The sequence below is a fragment of the Nocardia brasiliensis genome (genome assembly GCF_042691675.1).
Taxonomy (GTDB): domain Bacteria; phylum Actinomycetota; class Actinomycetes; order Mycobacteriales; family Mycobacteriaceae; genus Nocardia; species Nocardia brasiliensis_D.
The window spans coordinates 6,034,185-6,051,164 of record NZ_CP170507.1 but is presented as its reverse complement, the minus strand read 5'-3'; the positions used below and the strand labels follow the sequence as shown (position 1 = coordinate 6,051,164).

Sequence of the window (16,980 nt, the reverse complement as noted above, 5' to 3'; positions counted from 1 at the left end):
CTGACCAGAGTAGTCAAAATGGTCGGAACAGGTGATCAGATGGCTCGAAAGCGGTCGGAGCGACCTGACGTCGCATGGCCACTCGCCGACGCGAAGGCCAGGTTGTCCGAGTTGATCGACATCGTCGAGCGGGAGGGGCCGCAAGTGATCAGCAAGCATGGACGAGAGGTCGCTGTTGTCGTACCGATCGACGAGTGGCGGCAGAAGACGAGCAGGCAGGGGAGTCTCGCCGAGTTCTTCGCGGCTTCGCCGCTGCGCGATTCCGCAGTAGAGATCGAACGCATCCGTATGGATGTGCGCGACGTCGAACTGTGAGGAACTATTTGCTCGATACGAGTGCGGTGTCGGAATGGGTGAAGCCTCGGCCGAATCCCGGCCTCACCCAATGGCTCCACACGACTGACGAGGACCGGCTTCATCTCAGCGTCATCACCCTCGGCGAAATCCGTAAGGGCATCGAGAAGATGCCGGATTCGGCGAGGAAGCGGCGACTGGTGGAGTGGCTGACAGGGTCGCTGATCGACCGATTCGAAGGGCGCCTTCTGTCGGTAGATGCGACAGTCGCGCAAGCATGGGGACGGATGGTGGCGCGAACTGAAGGGAACGGAAATCCGGTCACACCGGCGGACGCGCTGATCGCCGCGACCGCCATATCGCACGGGCTGGAGGTTGTCACGCGCAATGTCGGACATTTCGGACCGACCGGGGTGGCGGTCGTATGTCCCTGGCATGACTAGTCAGATGCGGTGAGGAATTCGTGCACCACACCGATGTAGTCGGCGGTCCGACTGAGTAGCAAGGAATGACCGCCCTCGGCGAAGGTGCGGAAATCGCTGTTCGGATGCAGTTCACGCAGGCGCTCGGTATGGGTGGTGGTGATCAGCGGATCGTCATTCGCGCGGAAGATCAGGGTGGGTCCTTGCCAGGCGGGACCGCGCATGAGTTCGTCGACACCCTCGGCGAGTTCGAGCAGCAGACGATACGAATTGGCGGCGCCCGCGCTGCCCGCCGCATCGGTGGCCGATACCACCTGTTCGATCCAGAACTCGGCGTCATCGGAGTCCTTCCAGGTGCCGCGCAATGCGGTGTGAATCGCTTCCTGGGTCTCCGACCACGGCGTCGCCAAGGTGGTCTCGACTCGCATACGCAGCCGGTCCACATCCTCCGGCCCGTACAGCCCAGTGCTCGACAAGATCAGCGATCGGACCCGCTCCGGCGCACGACGCGAAAGGAGTTCGGCGAACATGCTTCCCGCTGACTGACCGACCACATGAGCCCGATCGATCCCCTCCGCATCGAGCAGCGCCACCAGGCCGTCGACCAACTCCGCACAGGACCCGACGCTCGACGGATAGTCGGGAGCAAGGGTTCGGAACCGCGGAATCAGCGCGTGCGTCAAATCGAGCCAGCCGATACCGATCCCCGCACCACCGGTGAGTAACAACACCGGATCACCCGCACCGCCGGTGTAGTAATGCCAATCATGTTGCCCGACAACAAGTCTCTTGCTGTCGTGCTCACCAAAGAAAACCGCGGCCCGCTCACGAATAGAAGTCACCTCCGCGACGGTAGGGGAGATACCGGCCGTACGCAAACATGCGCATGTAGCAATGTGAATCACAGAGGTCAGCGGACCGCCACCCCGGCACGGTCGATAGGCTGACACCGACGAAAACGGAAAGAGGAGGAGCGGTGACCATACGGGTCGGAGTGCTCGGAGCGCGCGGCAAAGTCGGACAAGCCATCTGTGCGGCCGTGGAAGCGGCGGCCGACCTGGAACTCGTCGCGGCCGTCGACAAAGACGATTCGCTCGACGCGTTCACCGAATCGAACACGCAGGTAGTCGTCGACTTCACCCACCCGGACGTGGTGATGGGGAACCTGAAGTTTCTGGTGCAGAACGGCATCCACGCCGTCATCGGCACCACCGGCTTCGACGCCCCCCGCCTCGACGAAGTGCGCGCCTGGCTGGCCGACCGCCCCGAAACCGGCGTGCTGATCGCACCGAACTTCGCCATCGGCGCGGTGCTGTCCATGCGGTTCGCCGAACAGGCCGCCCGGTTCTTCGAATCGGTAGAAGTCATCGAACTGCACCACCCGAACAAGGCCGACGCGCCCTCCGGCACCGCCTACCGCACCGCCGGACTGATCGCCGCCGCCCGCGAGCAGGCAGGCATCGGCCGCAGCCCCGACGCCACCAGCACCGAACTGGACGGCGCCCGCGGCGCCGACGTCGACGGCGTACGAGTGCACTCGGTACGCCTCGCCGGCCTGGTCGCCCACCAGGAAGTGCTATTCGGCACCCAAGGCGAAACCCTCACCATCCGTCACGACTCCATCGACCGATCCTCCTTCGCCCCCGGCGTGCTGCTCGGCGTACGCGAGATCGCCAACCGCCCCGGCCTCACCGTAGGCCTCGACCCCTTCCTCGACCTGTGATCAAACGCAGCAAGCGGATCGTTGCCACCGCACCATCACGGCTTGCCGTCGTGCATGACGGAGCCGAGCACGGGTGTGGCGGAATCGTGGGCGAGCGAGCCGTGAACCCCGTGGTCGAGCGAATAATTCGCTCGACGATGGCGGTCCCCGGCGAGGTGTGGGTGTGAACGCCGCGGAATCCGGGGCGGACGAGGACGGGCAGAACCGGGAAGTGGTCAAGGTTGTCGCGCTCGTCGCGGCTCTCGTGCTCGTATGCGGCTTCTACTTCCTGCTCCTAGGCCGAATCGCGTTCAGCCTCATCGACTCCGGCGGTGTCGCCGCGATCCTCATCGGCATCGGCGTGCTGATCCTGCCGTTCGTCGGCGTCTGGGTCGTCGTCGCCACCGTGCGTGCCGCACTGGCCCACCAACACCTGGCCCGCCGCATGCACGCGGAGGGCCGCGAACTGGACACCAGCCACCTGCCCCGCCGCCCCTCCGGCCGCATCGAACGCGACGCGGCAGACGACCTGTTCAACCAGGTCAAGGCCGAATGGGAAGCCGACCCCGACAATTGGCGCGTCTCCTACCGCCTGGCCCGCGCCTACGACTACGCCGGCGACCGCACCCGAGCCCGCGCAACCATGCGCCGCGCGGTCGCACTAGAAAAGCTCGAACGCGACCAAGCAGGTTAGGCGTACCAGCACCTTCGCCTCGGCTATGCGCGTTCTGGGGACAGACGCGGTCCGGCTGCGCCTGTCTGCGTACCTCCGCGCCGGCTCAGGCTGCCGCCATTCAAGGGTGGACCGCGCTGTTCTGCGTAGCTCGGCGTTCGCTCCGACCTCGCGCGGTCTCTTTACGGACTCCGTCCGGCTGCGCCTGTTCTGCGTACCTCCGCGTCGCTCAGCGCGCGCAGGCGGAGAACGGACCCGCGCGCCGCGCGCAGCAGTGTCAGCTCGCGGCGAGGACCTCGTCGGCGGCGCGCTCACCGGCCTGGATTGCGCCGCTCATGAAACCCATCCAGGTGTCGGCGGTTTCGACGCCTGCCCAGTGCAGTCGACCGACCGGTGCCTTCGGTAGTCGACGAGCGGTGGTCAGCGCGCCGGTGGTCAATCCACCCTCGCAACCGAACGTGTAAGGCTCGTCTGCCCAGTTCTGCTCTACGTATGCAACGGGTTCGAGTGCGGGCGGGCCGAACAATCGCGCGTACGCCGCCAACACCGACTCGCGTCGTCCGGCGGCATCGTCCTCTGCTTCGTTCACCGTCACGTAGCTGGCCAAGATGCCGACCGAGCCGTCCGGTGGCGACACGTCGGTGACGCCGGGGATCGTGTCGAGGTCGCCGAGCGCCGAACCGGACAGCCCGGCTGCACGCCAAAAGGGTTGCCGGTAAACGACATTGATCTTGCGGCCGTGCACCGGCTGCCAAGAATCCTGCAGGATGGCGCGGTCGATCGGCAGCTCCGGATCGAAGCGCACGTTCCGAACCCCCGACGGGGTAATCGCCACAATCACCCGTTTCGCGTCGAATTCCGCAGCGGCGCTGCGCACTACGACATTGCGGGCCTGCCAGGCGATCTCCTGGACGGGGGTGTCGAGAATCACCCGATCGCCGAGCGACGCGGCGATCGCACGCGCCAATACTTGTGCGCCGTCGGCGAACCGGAAAATCCGGGTCTGCCGCCCGGAGAGCAGCGACCCCACGCCGCCCCAGGTGTTCAGGTAGTGCAAGGCGAACAGCAGGGATACCGACGCGGGAAAGTATCCGGCGAAGCTGGACTCGAAGAGTCGGCGTGCCTGAGCCGACGGCACTTCCGCAGCCAACCAGGAACCCATCGTGCGCCGATCGAGTTCGTCGGCGTCGGGTGCGGTCCACGGGGCGTGCGGCGGCACGGTCGCGGCCAGCTCGTCCAGTCGCCTGATCGCCCGAACAAGGTCCAGCAGGTCATCGGGCCGCATCGGCAGCGGCTTCCACCGCGCCGCGAGGCCGAGCGCCACCCGCAACAGCGGCCGCAGTGCCGGGTTGCCGAGCAACTTCATACCGCGCGTCGACCCGAACTGAAAGGTATGCGCGAGACCGTCGGCATAGAACAGGAAGCGTCCGTCGAAACTGCCCTCGAACAGCTCGACGCCATGCGCTGCGGCCAGCCGAAAGACGTTGTGGTGCACCGGATATACCAGCGAAGCACCCTCGTCAACGGTGACCGCCCCCACTCGCCCGTTGCGCGTTCGCCCACCGACCCGCGGCTTGGCCTCCAGCACGGCGACGGACCGTCCCGCGTCCACCAATCGCCTCGCGGCAGCTAGCCCGGATAGTCCGGCGCCGATCACTACTACATCGACCGGTTGGTTCTGTGGCTGCGACATCGATACCTCCATCGAACGCGGATCACCAGCGGCGATCCGCTGACTCGTACGGCGTACGACATATCCGTACACTGTACGTATACCCGTCCAATGTACGCCCGGCCGTACAATCAGGCAATGCCCCAACGGAATTCGGTATGGCTGCGCCCGGCAAAGTCGCCGCGCACCCCTCCGACACTCGACCGCGACCAAATCGTGGCCACCGCCGTCGCCCTGCTCGACGAGGAGTCCGTGCAAGGCCTGACCATGCGCAAACTCGCCGCCCGACTCGAAGCGCCCCCGATGACGCTGTACGGATACGTGTCCACCAAGGACGACCTGCTGGAATTCGCGGTGGACGCGGTGTTCGCCGAGACTCTCGACGACATCGACCCGTCCGGCGAGTGGCGCGCCGACCTCACCGCGATCGGACACCGAACGTTTCAGGCTCTGCTGCGACACCCATGGGCAGCGGCGCTGATCGGCGACAACCCGCCGATGGGCCCCGCCGCCGTCGCACAATTCGGCGCGATCCTGCGCGTGCTGACCGACGCGGGCTTCTCCGGCGAGCAGCTCGACGCGGCGATCGCCGGTTTCTACTACTACGTGCTCGGCGCGGCACTGGCCGAATCCGCTTGGGCGCGCGCCGGTCGACCGGATCCGTTGTCACCAGAACATGTTTCACGCCTGGCGTCCGCCGACGGCCGCGACATCACACCGGTCGTGGAGTACTTCGGCCGATACCCACGCACCGACTCGACACGACGATTCGAACAGGGTCTGCACTGCGTCCTGGATGGGCTGCGTCGATCTTGAGCCGCGGCGATGCGGAACGAACGGTCGGGATTAGGCTCGTCCTGTGGCGCAGCTGCTGATAATCCATCACACACCGTCCCCGCACATGCAGGCGATGTTCGAGGCGGTGGTGTCCGGCGCGACCGACCCGGAGATCGAAGGCGTCGAGGTGGTGCGTCGCGCCGCGCTGGCCGTCACCGCTTCCGATGTGCTCGCCGCCGACGGGTACCTGCTGGGCAGTCCGGCGAATCTGGGCTACATGTCGGGAGCGCTCAAGCACGCGTTCGACACGTTCTACTACCCATGCCTCGATTCCACTCGGGGTCGGCCGTTCGGCTTCTATCTGCACGGCAACGAGGGCACCGAAGGCGCCGAAAACGGCGTCGCGCGGGTGACCACCGGTCTCGGCTGGGAGCAGGCGGCCGCGCCGGTAATCCTGTCGGGGCCACCGAGCAAGGACGACATTCAGCGCTGCTGGGAACTCGGCGCAACCCTTGCCGCGCACCTGATGGGCTAATGACAGTTTTTATCCCCGAAATAGCTAGCGGTGACAATCGCTGCCGGACCTGCGAAAGAAACGGCCCCGATTTCTGGTGTCTGACCATTCGGTGCTTCAGCCCGGCATACTGACAGAACGTTGTTGCGGTGGGGATGTGACGAGTTTGCTCGGGAATGGAGATTTCAGGTGACGTTGGCCGAAGGGGGCGAGAACGCACCGCGCCGGATCGGAGTGGTCGAAGACCACGAATCGGTTGCGATCGGACTGGCCGCCATGCTTGCGCCGGAATCCGACCTCGACCTGGTGCTGACCGCCGGTACGGTGCCGGAACTACTGGCCGCCGCCCAGGACCTGCCGCAACTGGACCTGGTCGTGCTCGATCTGCGATTGGCCGATGGGTCGACGCCCGAGGACAACGTGCGCGCCCTGCGCGACCGTGGCATCGAGGTTTTGATCTTCACCGGCGCGGACAACGCGTTCCTGGTGCGTTCCGCCGCGCGGGCCGGTGTGCTCGGTGTGGTGCGCAAATCCGAGGACGTACAGACCGTGGTCGCGGCGGTGCGCCGCGCGGCCTCCGGTGAGCAGGTGGTGACCACCGACTGGGCGGCCGCCATCGACGGCGACCCGCAACTGTCCGACGTCGGGCTCAGCCCGCGTCAAGAAGAGGTGCTCACGCTGTACGCGTCCGGCGAGAAGGCCTCCCGGGTCGCGCGTTTGACCGGTCTGTCCGAACAGACGGTCAACGACTACCTCGGTCGCATCCGGCAGAAGTACGCCGACGCGGGACGGCCCGCGCCGACCAAGACCGACCTGTACAAGCGGGCGGTGGAGGACGGCTGGCTTCCGGTGCCCGAGCGGCATCCGCGCGCATGATTGCGTCCAGCATGCTGGACACCTCGACTTCCCACCCCGTGTCGCTCGACCGCACCACCTCGAGCCGGTGGCGCCGTGGAATCGCACCGGTGTCCCGGCAGAGTGGGTACGAGGGCGCATCCGATCGCATCCTGCGCCGGTTCGGACTGGCCATCGGGATCGCCGGGGTAATCGTCGCGGTGGTGGAACTGCCGGAGATCGCGGACCAGAGCCGGTTCGTCGCGGGCGGCTGGACGATCCTCACGGTGGCGCTGGCATTCGGGTTGTTCCCGGTGCTCGCCGCGGTGTCGATCGCATCGAGCAGGCAGGTCATTCAGTTGGTCGCCGGTGCGGCGGCGGTGAGTTTCCTCGCGGCGATGGCTGTGATCCCGTTCGCGTATCCCGATCCCGCACCCGAGGCGTCCTCGGTCTGGCTGTATCGCGTGCTCGCGCTGGGCGTGCTGGCGGCAGTGCTGGCGTGGCGGCCGATGTGGGCGGTCATCTATCTCGTGATCGGCGCCGCACTGTCGGCATTCGCGAACGGGTTCGTGGTGCCGAACACGACGCCGCTGGTGTGGGCCGGTGACTTCGTGCGGTCGGCGGGTCTGTGCGCGCTGTTCCTGTGGTGCGCCATCTATGCCAAGGCGGCCGCGGATCGGGTGGACCGTGAGTCGGCGATCGAGAGCAGGCGCGCGGCGGCCGTCGCGGGCGCGGCGGCCCGCGATCGTGAACGTGCGCGCTTCGCGGCACTGATCCACGACGCGGTGCTGTCAACCCTGCTGGACGCTTCCCGGGCGGGCACCGACTCCCCGGTGCTGCGCCGGCAAGCCGAGCGGACACTCGAACAGCTCGACGAATGCCGGGTCGGCGAGGTGGAACCGAACCGCCTGGATGCGCAGTCGGCCACCGGATTCCTGCGCTCGGCCGTGCACGAGGTCAACCCCGGTATCCGGTTCACTGCCCGGCGTTGGGCCGGATTCGACGATCTCCGACTGCCGGTGGACGCCGCGGGCACCATCGCCGCCGCGCTCACCGAGGCGGTGCGCAACAGTTTGCGGCACGCCACCGTGCCGGGGCGTGAAGTGCAGCGCAGCGTCACGGTGACCATCAGCGCGGGTGGTATCCGAGTGGTATTCCGGGACGACGGTGCGGGATTCGATCTGAGTCAGGTGCCCGCCGACCGCCTCGGTATCTCGGTGAGCATTCTCGGGCGGATGCGCCAGCTGGCCGGCGGCGCGGGCTTCGTGGAATCGCAGCCGGGCGAAGGCACCACGGTGACGCTGGTGTGGGGTAGCGATGGCTGACACCGATACCGAGTTCGGGCTGCGCGATCTGCTCGGCCTGCGGGATCCGGCGGCCGGGCTGTTCCTGCTCATTCTCCAGGCGACCATCGTGCTGTACATGGTGCGCAATTTCGGCGATTCGCCGTTGATCTCGGCGGTGGCGGCGCTGGTGCTGCTGGCCGCGGCCGGGGTGGTGGTGCTGGTGATCCCGGTCGACCCGCTGCCGATGCCCGCGACGGTGTTCGTGGCCGCCTCCGGGCCGCTGGCGACGGCGCTCACCTCGTTCAATGTCGACCACGGTTGGTCGAAGCAGGTGTGGACCGCGTTCGCGTCGTCCTATGTGCTCGCGGTGCTCGTGCTGCGCGGCCGATTGGGCGCGGCGTGGCTCGGCGTCGGCGGCGTGGCGATCGTGATCGCGACTGTCGGCGCGGTGAACGGCCTGCGGGGCGGGGTGATCGCCGGATCGATCGTGCCGATTTCCACGGTGGCCGGCGTCTCGTTGTTCGCCGTGATCATGCGGCCGACCCAGCGTTCGCTGCGGCTGCTGCGCGAGGAGTCGACGATGCGCGCCGCCGCCGAGGCCACCATGGCCGCGGAGAACGGCGAACGCGACCGCCAGTTGGCCCGCCTCGACAAGGTGGCCAGGCCCATCCTGGAACGCATCGCAGACGGGGCCGAACTTACCGCCACCGAACGAGAACAGTGCCGACTGCTCGAGGCCGAATTACGCGACGGCCTACGCGCCCCGCAACTCGTCACCGACGAACTCAGCAGCGCCGCCCGCGGCGCCCGCTCCCGCGGCGTCGAGGTGGTCCTGCTCGACGACGGCGGCTTCGCCGGCGTGCCCCGCTGGGTCCGCCAGCAGGTAATCGAAGCCGCGACAAAGGAATTGGACGCCGCCAACGCAGGCTCGGTAACCGTCCGAGTCCTCCCCATGGGCCGCCGCATCCTAGCCACCGTCCTAGCCAACGCCCCCGACCAAGACCGCCGCACCGAAATAGACGCCGCAGGCACCATCAAGGTCTCCACCTAGCCCCACCCCCGGCACCACCAAGCACCCCTCCGCCACGTCCCGTCGCCACCCCCAGCCCCGTCACCGTCGAGCGCGAACGGGACACCGCCGAGCCAAACGCCGAGTAGCCGCTCCACCATGTCCCGTCGGCCACCGCAGCCCACTCGGCCTTCCGGGCGAGCGGGACATGACGGTGGCGAGCGGGACATGGCGGTGGCGAATGCCGTGTAGTCGCTCCACCACGTCCCGTCTGTCCGCTCAGTCCGGGGCGGTGTCGGCGACTGGGACATGAGCGTGGCGAATGTCGAGTGGGCGCTCTGTGGGGTCCCGTTGGTCGCCGTGGCCCGCTCGGCCTTGCGGCGAACGGGACGTGGACGTGGCGAATGTCGAGTGGGCGCTCCGTGGGGTCCCGTGGGTCGCCGCGACTCGCTCGGCCTTGCGGCGAACGGGACATGGGCGTGGCGAATGTCGAGTGGGCGCTCCGTGGGGTCCCGTTGGTCACCGTGGCCCGCTCGGCCTTGCGGCGAACGGGACATGGGGGTGGCGAATGTCGAGTGGGCGCTCCGTGATGTCCCGTTGGGCGGGGAATGTTGTCGGACCGGCGTGGCATTGTGCGGGGTATGCGGAAGATTAGTTTGGGGGTGGCGCGGCGGGTTGCGTTGGCGGCGCAGGGGTTTTCGGGGCGGCGGCCGGGGCGGGCGTCGCGGCGGGCGGTGCTCGGGGTGGTGGGGAAAACACAGCTGTTGCAGTTGGATTCGGTGTCGGCGGTGGTGCGGGCGCACTATGCGCCGGTGTTCAGTCGGATCGGGGCTTACGATCGGGCGTTGCTCGATGAGGCGGCGTGGCGTAATGGGGTGCGGCGGCCTCGGCGACTGGTGGAGTACTGGGCGCACGAGGCGGCGCTGATTCCTGTCGAGGACTGGCCGCTGATGCGGTGGCGGATGGCGCGGTACGAGCACGGCCGCTGGGCGGGCATGCGCAAGGCAATCGAACGCAATCCCACACTGGGCAAGGACATTCTGGATGTGATCACCGAGGTCGGCGCGTGCACCGCCGGTGAGGTGGAGCGCCATCTCGAACTGGACAAGCCGCGCCCCAAGGGTTCCTGGTGGAACCTCAGCGACACCAAGATGATCTGCGAGCAACTGTTCGCCGCGGGCGCGCTCTCGGTGGACAAGCGCGTCGGCTTCGCCAGACACTACGACCTCGTCGAACGCGTCATCCCGCCGGATATCTTGGCGCGCAACGTTTCCGAACAGGACGCGGTACGCGAACTGGTGCTCCGCGCGGCCACCGCACACGGCATCGGCACCGAACCCGACCTGCGCGACTACTACCGGCTGCACCGCAGCCAAACCGAACCGGCCATCGCCGACCTGGTCGACGCGGGCGAACTGCTCCCCGTCGAGGTCGAGGGCTGGGACAAGCCCGCCTACCTCCGCGCAGGCACCCCGATCCCGCGCCGGGTCGAGACCGCCGCCCTGCTGTGCCCGTTCGACCCGCTCATCTTCTTCCGCGCCCGCACCGAACGCCTCTTCGACTTCCACTACCGCATCGAGATCTACACCCCCGAAGCCAAACGGGTACACGGCTATTACGTCTTCCCGTTCCTCCTGAACGGCGAACTGGTCGGCCGAGTCGACCTGCGCGCCGAACGCGCGGCAGGGCGCCTCTCCGTCCCCGCCGCCTTCGCCGAACCCGGCCACGACACACCCACCACCGCGGCGGCCCTCACCGAAACCCTCCGCGAAATGGCGGACTGGCTGGAACTCGACAAGGTAGTAATCGGCGACCGAGGCAACCTCGCACCCCTGCTCTAGTCGCCAGCTCGCGCAGCGGCCCACGTGCGCACAGCACCCGGACGTTTCAGCTCGCGCAGCGGCCCACGTGCGCAGAGCGCCCGGACGTTTCAGCTCGCGCAGCGGCCCCACGTGCACAGCGCGCCCATATGTTTCACAGGGCTACACGCTCTGTGAAACGTACGGACGCTCTATGAGATCAGAACGGGCGCGCTAGAAGTCGCGCTTCGGACCGTAGCCGCGCATCTGGTCGCGGAGCGCGCCGGAGACCGCGCTGGACAGCCAGGAGTTCAGGGATTGACCGCTCTGCGCGGCGGCTTCCTCGGCTCTGGCCTTCATTTGTTCGACGAGGCGCAACGTGACACGGCTGATGTCGCCGGTCATTTCCTCGAAGGTGGGGTGGTCGTCGGGGGAGGTCTTCTTGCGGAGGTCGACCTTGGCTTCGGTGCCGTCGAAGGAGAGGTGCACCGTGCGGTCACCCAGTTCGGTGCTGACCTCGTTGGCGAGGTCGGACAGCGCGGCAAGTAACACCAGCCGGGCCGAGCTCTCCGTCGCCGCGGCCAACGCCGCCGCGGTGGCCTGGGTTTTTTCGTCGCCGAGGGCGGCGGCCGCGATCAGGTCCTCGCGCAGGCGGGCGGTGTACTTGTTCAGATCCATGACATCAGTGTGACGCCATGTTTGATGTCGCACAAGGACGGGAATGACATCACGGTTGCGCGGTGGGAGACCGATCACCCGACCGGCCGGTCCGTTCGGTGGCGACGGTGTCGAGGGCGTTCTCCCGACCGGGTAGCCTTTCTGACCATGACGAACGGTGAATCGACGCCAGCACGCGGTGCGAGCGTGCGGCCCGGAGGCGGCAGCGTGGGTAACCACGGAGGGGCAGCGAGCACCGCGAATCAGGGACAGCTGCGCGCGTCCGGCACGGTCGGTGTCGCGATGGTGACCCCCTTCGGTGCCGACGGCAAGCTCAATGTCGATGCCGGGGTCGCGCTCGCGGCCCGCCTGGTCGACCGCGGCGTCGATCTACTCGCCATCTCCGGAACCACCGGCGAGTCGCCGACCACCACCGAATCGGAAAAGGCGGACCTGCTCCGCGCCGTCGTCGACGCCGTCGGCGCCCGCGCCACCGTGATCGCCGGCGCGGGCACCTACGACACCGCGCACTCCATAGAACTCGCGCGCAACGCCCAGCGGGCCGGCGCGCACGGCCTGCTCGTGGTGACGCCGTACTATTCGCGCCCCTCCCAGGACGGCCTGCTCGCACACTTCACCGCGGTCGCCGACGCCACCGACCTGCCGGTCACGCTCTACGACATTCCACCGCGTTCGGTGGTACCGATCGCCACCGACACACTTCGCCGGCTGGCCGAGCATCCGCGCATCGTCGCCGTGAAGGACGCCAAGGGCGACCTGAACGCGGGCGCAGACCTCATCGCGAACACCGAACTCGACTTCTATTCCGGCGACGACACGCTGAACCTGCCCTGGTTATCGGTCGGCGCGACCGGATTCATCAGTGTCATCGGACATCTCGTGCCCGAGCGCCTGCGCGAACTGATCACCGCCTACACCGCCGGTGATGTGGTGCGCGCTCGCGAGATCAACGCGAGCCTGGTGCCGCTGAATTCGGCGATGTTCCGGCTGGGCGGCGTCGCCATGAGCAAGGGCGGATTGCGCTTGCTCGGCATCGATGCGGGTGAACCACGGTTGCCGCAGTTGATGCCAACGCCGGAACAACTCGACCAACTTGCGAACGATCTACGAGCAGCAGGGGTACAGGCATGATGAGTGAGCGCAGCGAGCGAACCACAGGCACAGCTGAGCATTGCTCAGTCATGCCGGAGCCGAGCGTCGGCGAGGTGCGGGCATGACCGAACAGAGTGAGCCCATCGCACGTCGTCCCCGTCGCGCCGCGACCCGCACCGCCGGACCGCCGCCGCCCGCACCGATCGAGCAGCCTGCCCGCACCGAAAAGCCGGTAGTTTCGGAGCGGCCCGCAGCGCAGCCCGACAGCACAGCGCAGCCCGCCAGCACAGCGCAGCCCGCCAGCACAGCGCAGCCCGAAACCCCGGCGCAGCCCAGACCCACGGCGCAGCCCGAAACCACAGCGCAGCCCGAAACCACAGCGCAGCCCGAAACCACGGCGCGGCCAGAAGTTACCGCGCAGCCGCCCGTAACGGTGCAATCGGAGGTCGTCGTAGTGCAGTCCGAAGTGACCGCGCAACCAGAGCGGCCCGCCGCGACCAAGTCGCAGCCCAAACAGTCGACCCAGGCGAAAGCACCTGCGAAGAAGTCGTCCCCACGCGCCGACGCATCGCCGGGCGGCCAGCAGGCCCGGAAGTCCGGCCGCGGCCGCCAGCAGTCCGGCCGGGGTCGCGCCGAACAGTCTGCGCCCCAAGTGGATCCGCGCGCCGCGGCCGCCGCGCACGATCGCCTCGGCACGCCGCCGCGGCTGGCCAAGAACGGGCTTCGCGTCTTCGCGCTCGGCGGTATCGGCGAAATCGGCCGCAACATGACCGTTTTCGAGTACGGCGGCAAGCTGCTCATCGTCGACTGTGGCGTGCTGTTCCCGGAGGACCAGCAGCCCGGCGTCGATCTGATCCTGCCCGACTTCCGGCCCATCGAGCACCGGATGGACGATGTCGTCGCCGTCGTGCTCACGCACGGCCATGAGGACCACATCGGCGCGGTGCCGTTCCTGTTGCGGCTGCGCTCCGACATCCCGGTCATCGGCTCGAAGTTCACCCTCGCGTTGGTCGCGGCGAAATGCCGGGAGCACCGTCAGCAGCCGAAGCTGGTGGAGGTTGTCGAGGGCCAGCACACCACGCACGGACCGTTCGGCTGCGAATACTTCGCCGTCAACCACTCCATCCCGGACGCACTCGCCGTCGCCATCCGTACCCCGGCGGGCGTCGTGCTGCACACCGGCGATATCAAGCTCGATCAGCTGCCCCTGGACGGTCGCCTCACCGACCTGGCCGGTTTCTCCCGGCTCGGCGACGAGGGCGTCGACCTGTTCCTGGTGGACTCCACCAACGCCGAGGTTCCCGGCTTCGTCACGCCGGAACGGGAGATCGGCGGCGTGCTCGACACGGTCATCGGCAAGGCGCGCAACCGAGTGATCGTCGCCTCCTTCGCCAGCCATGTGCATCGCATCCAGCAGGTCGTCGATGTCGCCCAGAAATACGGCAGGCGGATCTGCTTCGTCGGTCGTTCGATGGTGCGCAACATGCAGATCGCGCAGGACCTCGGCTACCTGACGGTGCCCGACAGCGTGGTCGTCGACCTCGATCAGGCCGCGACGCTGCCCGGCGATCGGCTGGTGCTGATCTCCACCGGTTCGCAGGGCGAGCCACTGTCCGCGCTGTCCAGGATGGCGCGCGGCGACCATCGCCAGATCAATATCCGCGAGGATGATCTCGTGGTGCTGGCCTCCTCGCTCATCCCCGGCAACGAGAACTCGGTGTTCGCGGTGGTGAACGGCCTGGCCAGGCTTGGCGCAACGGTGATCACCCAGCAGAACGCCAAGGTGCACGTCTCCGGGCACGCCTCGGCCGGTGAGCTGCTGTACCTGTACAACGCGGTGCGACCCACCAATGCCATGCCGGTGCACGGCGAATGGCGGCACCTGCGCGCCAACGCCGCGCTCGCCATCGCGACCGGCGTGCCCGAGGACCGGGTCATGCTCGCCGAGGACGGCGTGGTGGTGGACCTGGTCGACGGGATCGCCTCGATTGTCGGCCGGGTGCCGGTCGGGCACGTGTACGTCGACGGGCTGTCGGTCGGTGACGTCGGCGAATCGACGCTGTCGGATCGTTTGGTGCTCGGCGAGGGCGGGTTCATCTCGATCACCGTCGCGATCGACGAGACCACCGGCAAGGCGGTCAGCACGCCGGAGGTCAGCGGGCGCGGGTTCTCCGACGATCCCACGGCGCTCACCGACGCGGCCGAACTCGTCGAGGCCGAACTGCTGCGGCTGGCCACCGAAGGAGTCACCGACATCCACCGGATCGCGCAGAGCGTGCGGCGCGTCGTCGGCCGCTGGGTCGCCGACACCTACCGTCGTCGCCCGATGATCGTGCCGACGGTCATCGGCGTCTGACCCTGAATCGCGAAAGCGCCGGATGCCTTTGGCACCCGGCGCTTTTCGTTTGTCCCTAGCTCATTCCTGTGTCCCTAGCTCATTCCTGGCAGGCCGCGGACTCGATCTTCGCGCTCTTGACGATATTGCAGGCGAAGGTGTGGTCGACCTTCCATTCGCCGCCTTCGGAAACGAAGGAGATGAAGGCGTCATCGACCGGGCTGCCGTTGATGGTGACCTTTGCATCGGCCTTCAGCTTGCCCTCAGTGGGGTCCTGCACATTGGTGACTTCGACCTTGACGCCTTGTTTCTTGGCGGCATCGACGAGATTGGCGACCAAATAGGGATCCTGCTCCGCGGCCTGGATCCAGCTGATCTTCTCCTTGTTGGGCACGTTGGGATCGAAAGCCTTGGTCAGGCGGTCGTTCAACTGTTGCGCCGTGGGCTTGGCCAGCACCGGCGAGGACGGGGTAGTCGGCGCGGAACCGGTTTCCTTGTCGCCCTTGTCACTTCCGCCTTGGAGTTCACCGGCTTCCTTGGCGGCATCGGTGGTGGTGCTCGGCGCGGACGCTTCCTTGTCGCCGGAAGCACACGCGGTGAGGGTGGCTGCGGCGGCGGTGAGAACAATGGCCACGGCGGTCCGGAAAGTGCGGTGTTTCACGATATTTCCCCTGAATCGATTCGCGGACATCAGCCGTGATTGGACGTGCAGTTCCAGTGCACGATATAGGCGCCGGAGTCGTTGTAGGACAACGCTTTACTCTGCGCGCGGCCACGCGAGGCGGCATAGGCCCAGCTGTAGGCGCCGGACCGGTTGGAATACGCCACTGCCCCACAGCCATTGGCGAACCAGACCACCGACTCGCAGTCGCCCGCGCCGCAGCTGCGAACCGCTCGCGCCTGCGCGGCGGCCGAATCCGGGTAATCGTAGGAATATCCGATCAGCCCGGTGGAGGTGGACAATGCGATGGCGCCGTAGTTGTACGCCTTGGCTTGCGCGGCGGGCGCGCTGATAGCCAGCGCGCAACTAGCAGCGGCCACAATGGCCGCACCAGTAACAAACTTCTTCACAGGGGATTTGCCCTTCTTGTTCATAATGCCCACGACCCGATGGACCGAGTGACAAGGTACATAGCGAACCCTCATTGCGCTACCCAAGAATTCGGGGCCTCGGTGTGCGGTCGGCGCCCACTTGTGGGCGGCGCGTGCGGTTTCGGGATGTCGGAGCTGCCGCACCGGAGCAGTGGTCGGTATGTTCAGGGGGTGAGCATCGCGCAGCGGGAACGTCAGCAGCTCGTGGAGACGATGACGGCGGCAGGGCCGGAGGCACCGACGCTCTGCGGGACCTGGACGGTGCGAGACCTGGCCGCGCACTTGGTGGTTCGCGAGCGACGCCTGGACGCCTCGCTCGGCATCATGCTGAAGCCGTTTGCCGGGTATCTCGAAGGCGTGCAAGCGAAAACGGCCCGTAAGCCGTTTCCCGAGCTGCTGGAGCTGGTCCGGACCGGCCCGCCGTGGTGGTCACCGCTGCGGCCGATCGACGCGCTCGCGAACCTGGCCGAGATGTTCGTCCACCACGAGGACGTGCGCCGCGGCTCACCCGGCTGGGAGCCGCGCGAGCTGTCGGCCGCCGACGAGGCCAAATATTGGTTCCTGGCCAGCAAGATGGCACGGCGGTCCTATCGCGCCTCGCCGGTCACGGTGGTCCTGGCGACCCCCGATGGGAAACGTGCGGTCATCCAGCCGAAGCTGGGCAGTGAAGTGACGTTGCGAGCCGAGCCGTCGGAGCTGCTGTTGCACGTGTTCGGCCGCGACGAGGTCCGACTCGAGACCTGGGGCGACCCCGAGGCGGTACGGACCGTACTGAGTCTGGACCGCTCCGTCTGACCGAAC

The 16,980-nt window shown here is 67.4% G+C and carries 18 protein-coding genes; 13 read left to right on the top strand and 5 right to left on the bottom strand.

Features of this window, described 5'->3' with window-relative positions:
- Positions 1-39: 39 nt before the first annotated feature.
- Together ACFK0J_RS27830 and ACFK0J_RS27825 are read left to right on the top strand one after the other, a co-directional pair.
- The gene (locus tag ACFK0J_RS27830; RefSeq protein WP_378732251.1) at positions 40-315 is read left to right on the top strand and encodes a type II toxin-antitoxin system Phd/YefM family antitoxin; all 276 of its coding nucleotides are present in this window, start codon (positions 40-42) and stop codon (positions 313-315) included.
- A complete protein-coding gene (locus ACFK0J_RS27825; protein WP_378732248.1) occupies positions 312-737 on the top strand; it encodes a type II toxin-antitoxin system VapC family toxin in 426 nt (141 codons plus the stop codon). The genes ACFK0J_RS27830 and ACFK0J_RS27825 overlap by 4 nt, the downstream gene beginning before the upstream one ends.
- On the opposite strand, the gene ACFK0J_RS27820 is transcribed toward ACFK0J_RS27825, so the two are convergent.
- Positions 734-1,558, bottom strand: coding sequence for an alpha/beta fold hydrolase (locus ACFK0J_RS27820; protein WP_378732246.1), 825 nt, complete (start codon positions 1,556-1,558; stop codon positions 734-736). The two genes, ACFK0J_RS27825 and ACFK0J_RS27820, sit on opposite strands and share 4 nt — an antisense overlap.
- 134 nt (positions 1,559-1,692) lie before the next feature.
- On the opposite strand from ACFK0J_RS27820, the gene dapB reads away from it, so the two are divergent.
- Entirely contained in the window at positions 1,693-2,439 is a 747-nt protein-coding gene (dapB, locus tag ACFK0J_RS27815) for a 4-hydroxy-tetrahydrodipicolinate reductase (protein ID WP_378732243.1), read from the top strand.
- Between the two features lie 163 nt (positions 2,440-2,602).
- Complete coding sequence (locus ACFK0J_RS27810; RefSeq protein ID WP_378732240.1) at positions 2,603-3,112, top strand: hypothetical protein; 510 nt, start codon at positions 2,603-2,605, stop codon at positions 3,110-3,112.
- Positions 3,113-3,368: 256 nt separating this feature from the next.
- Here the strand turns inward: ACFK0J_RS27810 and ACFK0J_RS27805 are convergent, their stop codons facing one another.
- Positions 3,369-4,784: a flavin monoamine oxidase family protein gene (locus ACFK0J_RS27805; RefSeq protein WP_378732237.1), complete on the bottom strand. Its 1,416-nt coding sequence runs from the start codon at positions 4,782-4,784 to the stop codon at positions 3,369-3,371.
- Between the two features lie 117 nt (positions 4,785-4,901).
- On the opposite strand from ACFK0J_RS27805, the gene ACFK0J_RS27800 reads away from it, so the two are divergent.
- The 6 genes from ACFK0J_RS27800 to ACFK0J_RS27775 all read left to right on the top strand — a co-directional run bounded on the left by ACFK0J_RS27800 (position 4,902) and on the right by ACFK0J_RS27775 (position 11,024).
- On the top strand, positions 4,902-5,579 hold the full coding sequence (locus tag ACFK0J_RS27800; RefSeq protein WP_378732234.1) for a TetR/AcrR family transcriptional regulator: 678 nt from the start codon (positions 4,902-4,904) through the stop codon (positions 5,577-5,579).
- Positions 5,580-5,622: 43 nt separating this feature from the next.
- On the top strand, positions 5,623-6,075 hold the full coding sequence (locus tag ACFK0J_RS27795) for a flavodoxin family protein (RefSeq protein WP_378732232.1): 453 nt from the start codon (positions 5,623-5,625) through the stop codon (positions 6,073-6,075).
- 168 nt (positions 6,076-6,243) lie between these two features.
- Positions 6,244-6,930: a DNA-binding response regulator gene (locus ACFK0J_RS27790; protein WP_218470435.1), complete on the top strand. Its 687-nt coding sequence runs from the start codon at positions 6,244-6,246 to the stop codon at positions 6,928-6,930.
- A gap of 89 nt (positions 6,931-7,019) precedes the next feature.
- A complete protein-coding gene (locus ACFK0J_RS27785) occupies positions 7,020-8,213 on the top strand; it encodes a sensor histidine kinase (protein ID WP_378732230.1) in 1,194 nt (397 codons plus the stop codon).
- Positions 8,206-9,225 carry a hypothetical protein gene (locus ACFK0J_RS27780; protein WP_378732228.1) on the top strand — a complete coding sequence of 340 codons (1,020 nt, stop codon included), beginning with the start codon at positions 8,206-8,208 and terminating at the stop codon, positions 9,223-9,225. The genes ACFK0J_RS27785 and ACFK0J_RS27780 overlap by 8 nt, the downstream gene beginning before the upstream one ends.
- A gap of 599 nt (positions 9,226-9,824) precedes the next feature.
- On the top strand, positions 9,825-11,024 hold the full coding sequence (locus ACFK0J_RS27775; protein WP_378732225.1) for a winged helix-turn-helix domain-containing protein: 1,200 nt from the start codon (positions 9,825-9,827) through the stop codon (positions 11,022-11,024).
- Positions 11,025-11,216: 192 nt separating this feature from the next.
- Here the strand turns inward: ACFK0J_RS27775 and ACFK0J_RS27770 are convergent, their stop codons facing one another.
- Entirely contained in the window at positions 11,217-11,660 is a 444-nt protein-coding gene (locus ACFK0J_RS27770) for a hypothetical protein (RefSeq protein ID WP_218470431.1), read from the bottom strand.
- Between the two features lie 282 nt (positions 11,661-11,942).
- Between ACFK0J_RS27770 and dapA the strand changes: the two genes are divergently transcribed.
- Positions 11,943-12,791 (top strand): 4-hydroxy-tetrahydrodipicolinate synthase, encoded by an 849-nt coding sequence (gene dapA, locus ACFK0J_RS27765; RefSeq protein ID WP_378743068.1) that lies wholly within the window; start codon positions 11,943-11,945, stop codon positions 12,789-12,791.
- Between the two features lie 82 nt (positions 12,792-12,873).
- Complete coding sequence (locus ACFK0J_RS27760; RefSeq protein WP_378732222.1) at positions 12,874-15,108, top strand: RNase J family beta-CASP ribonuclease; 2,235 nt, start codon at positions 12,874-12,876, stop codon at positions 15,106-15,108.
- Positions 15,109-15,187: 79 nt separating this feature from the next.
- Here the strand turns inward: ACFK0J_RS27760 and ACFK0J_RS27755 are convergent, their stop codons facing one another.
- Both ACFK0J_RS27755 and ACFK0J_RS27750 read right to left on the bottom strand, forming a co-directional pair.
- Entirely contained in the window at positions 15,188-15,748 is a 561-nt protein-coding gene (locus tag ACFK0J_RS27755) for a hypothetical protein (RefSeq protein WP_378732219.1), read from the bottom strand.
- A gap of 29 nt (positions 15,749-15,777) precedes the next feature.
- Positions 15,778-16,182: a DUF4189 domain-containing protein gene (locus tag ACFK0J_RS27750; RefSeq protein WP_378732216.1), complete on the bottom strand. Its 405-nt coding sequence runs from the start codon at positions 16,180-16,182 to the stop codon at positions 15,778-15,780.
- A 168-nt stretch (positions 16,183-16,350) separates the two neighbouring features.
- Here ACFK0J_RS27750 and ACFK0J_RS27745 point away from each other — a divergent pair, with 168 nt between their 5' ends.
- Positions 16,351-16,974 (top strand): TIGR03085 family metal-binding protein, encoded by a 624-nt coding sequence (locus ACFK0J_RS27745; RefSeq protein WP_378732213.1) that lies wholly within the window; start codon positions 16,351-16,353, stop codon positions 16,972-16,974.
- Positions 16,975-16,980 lie beyond the last annotated feature (6 nt).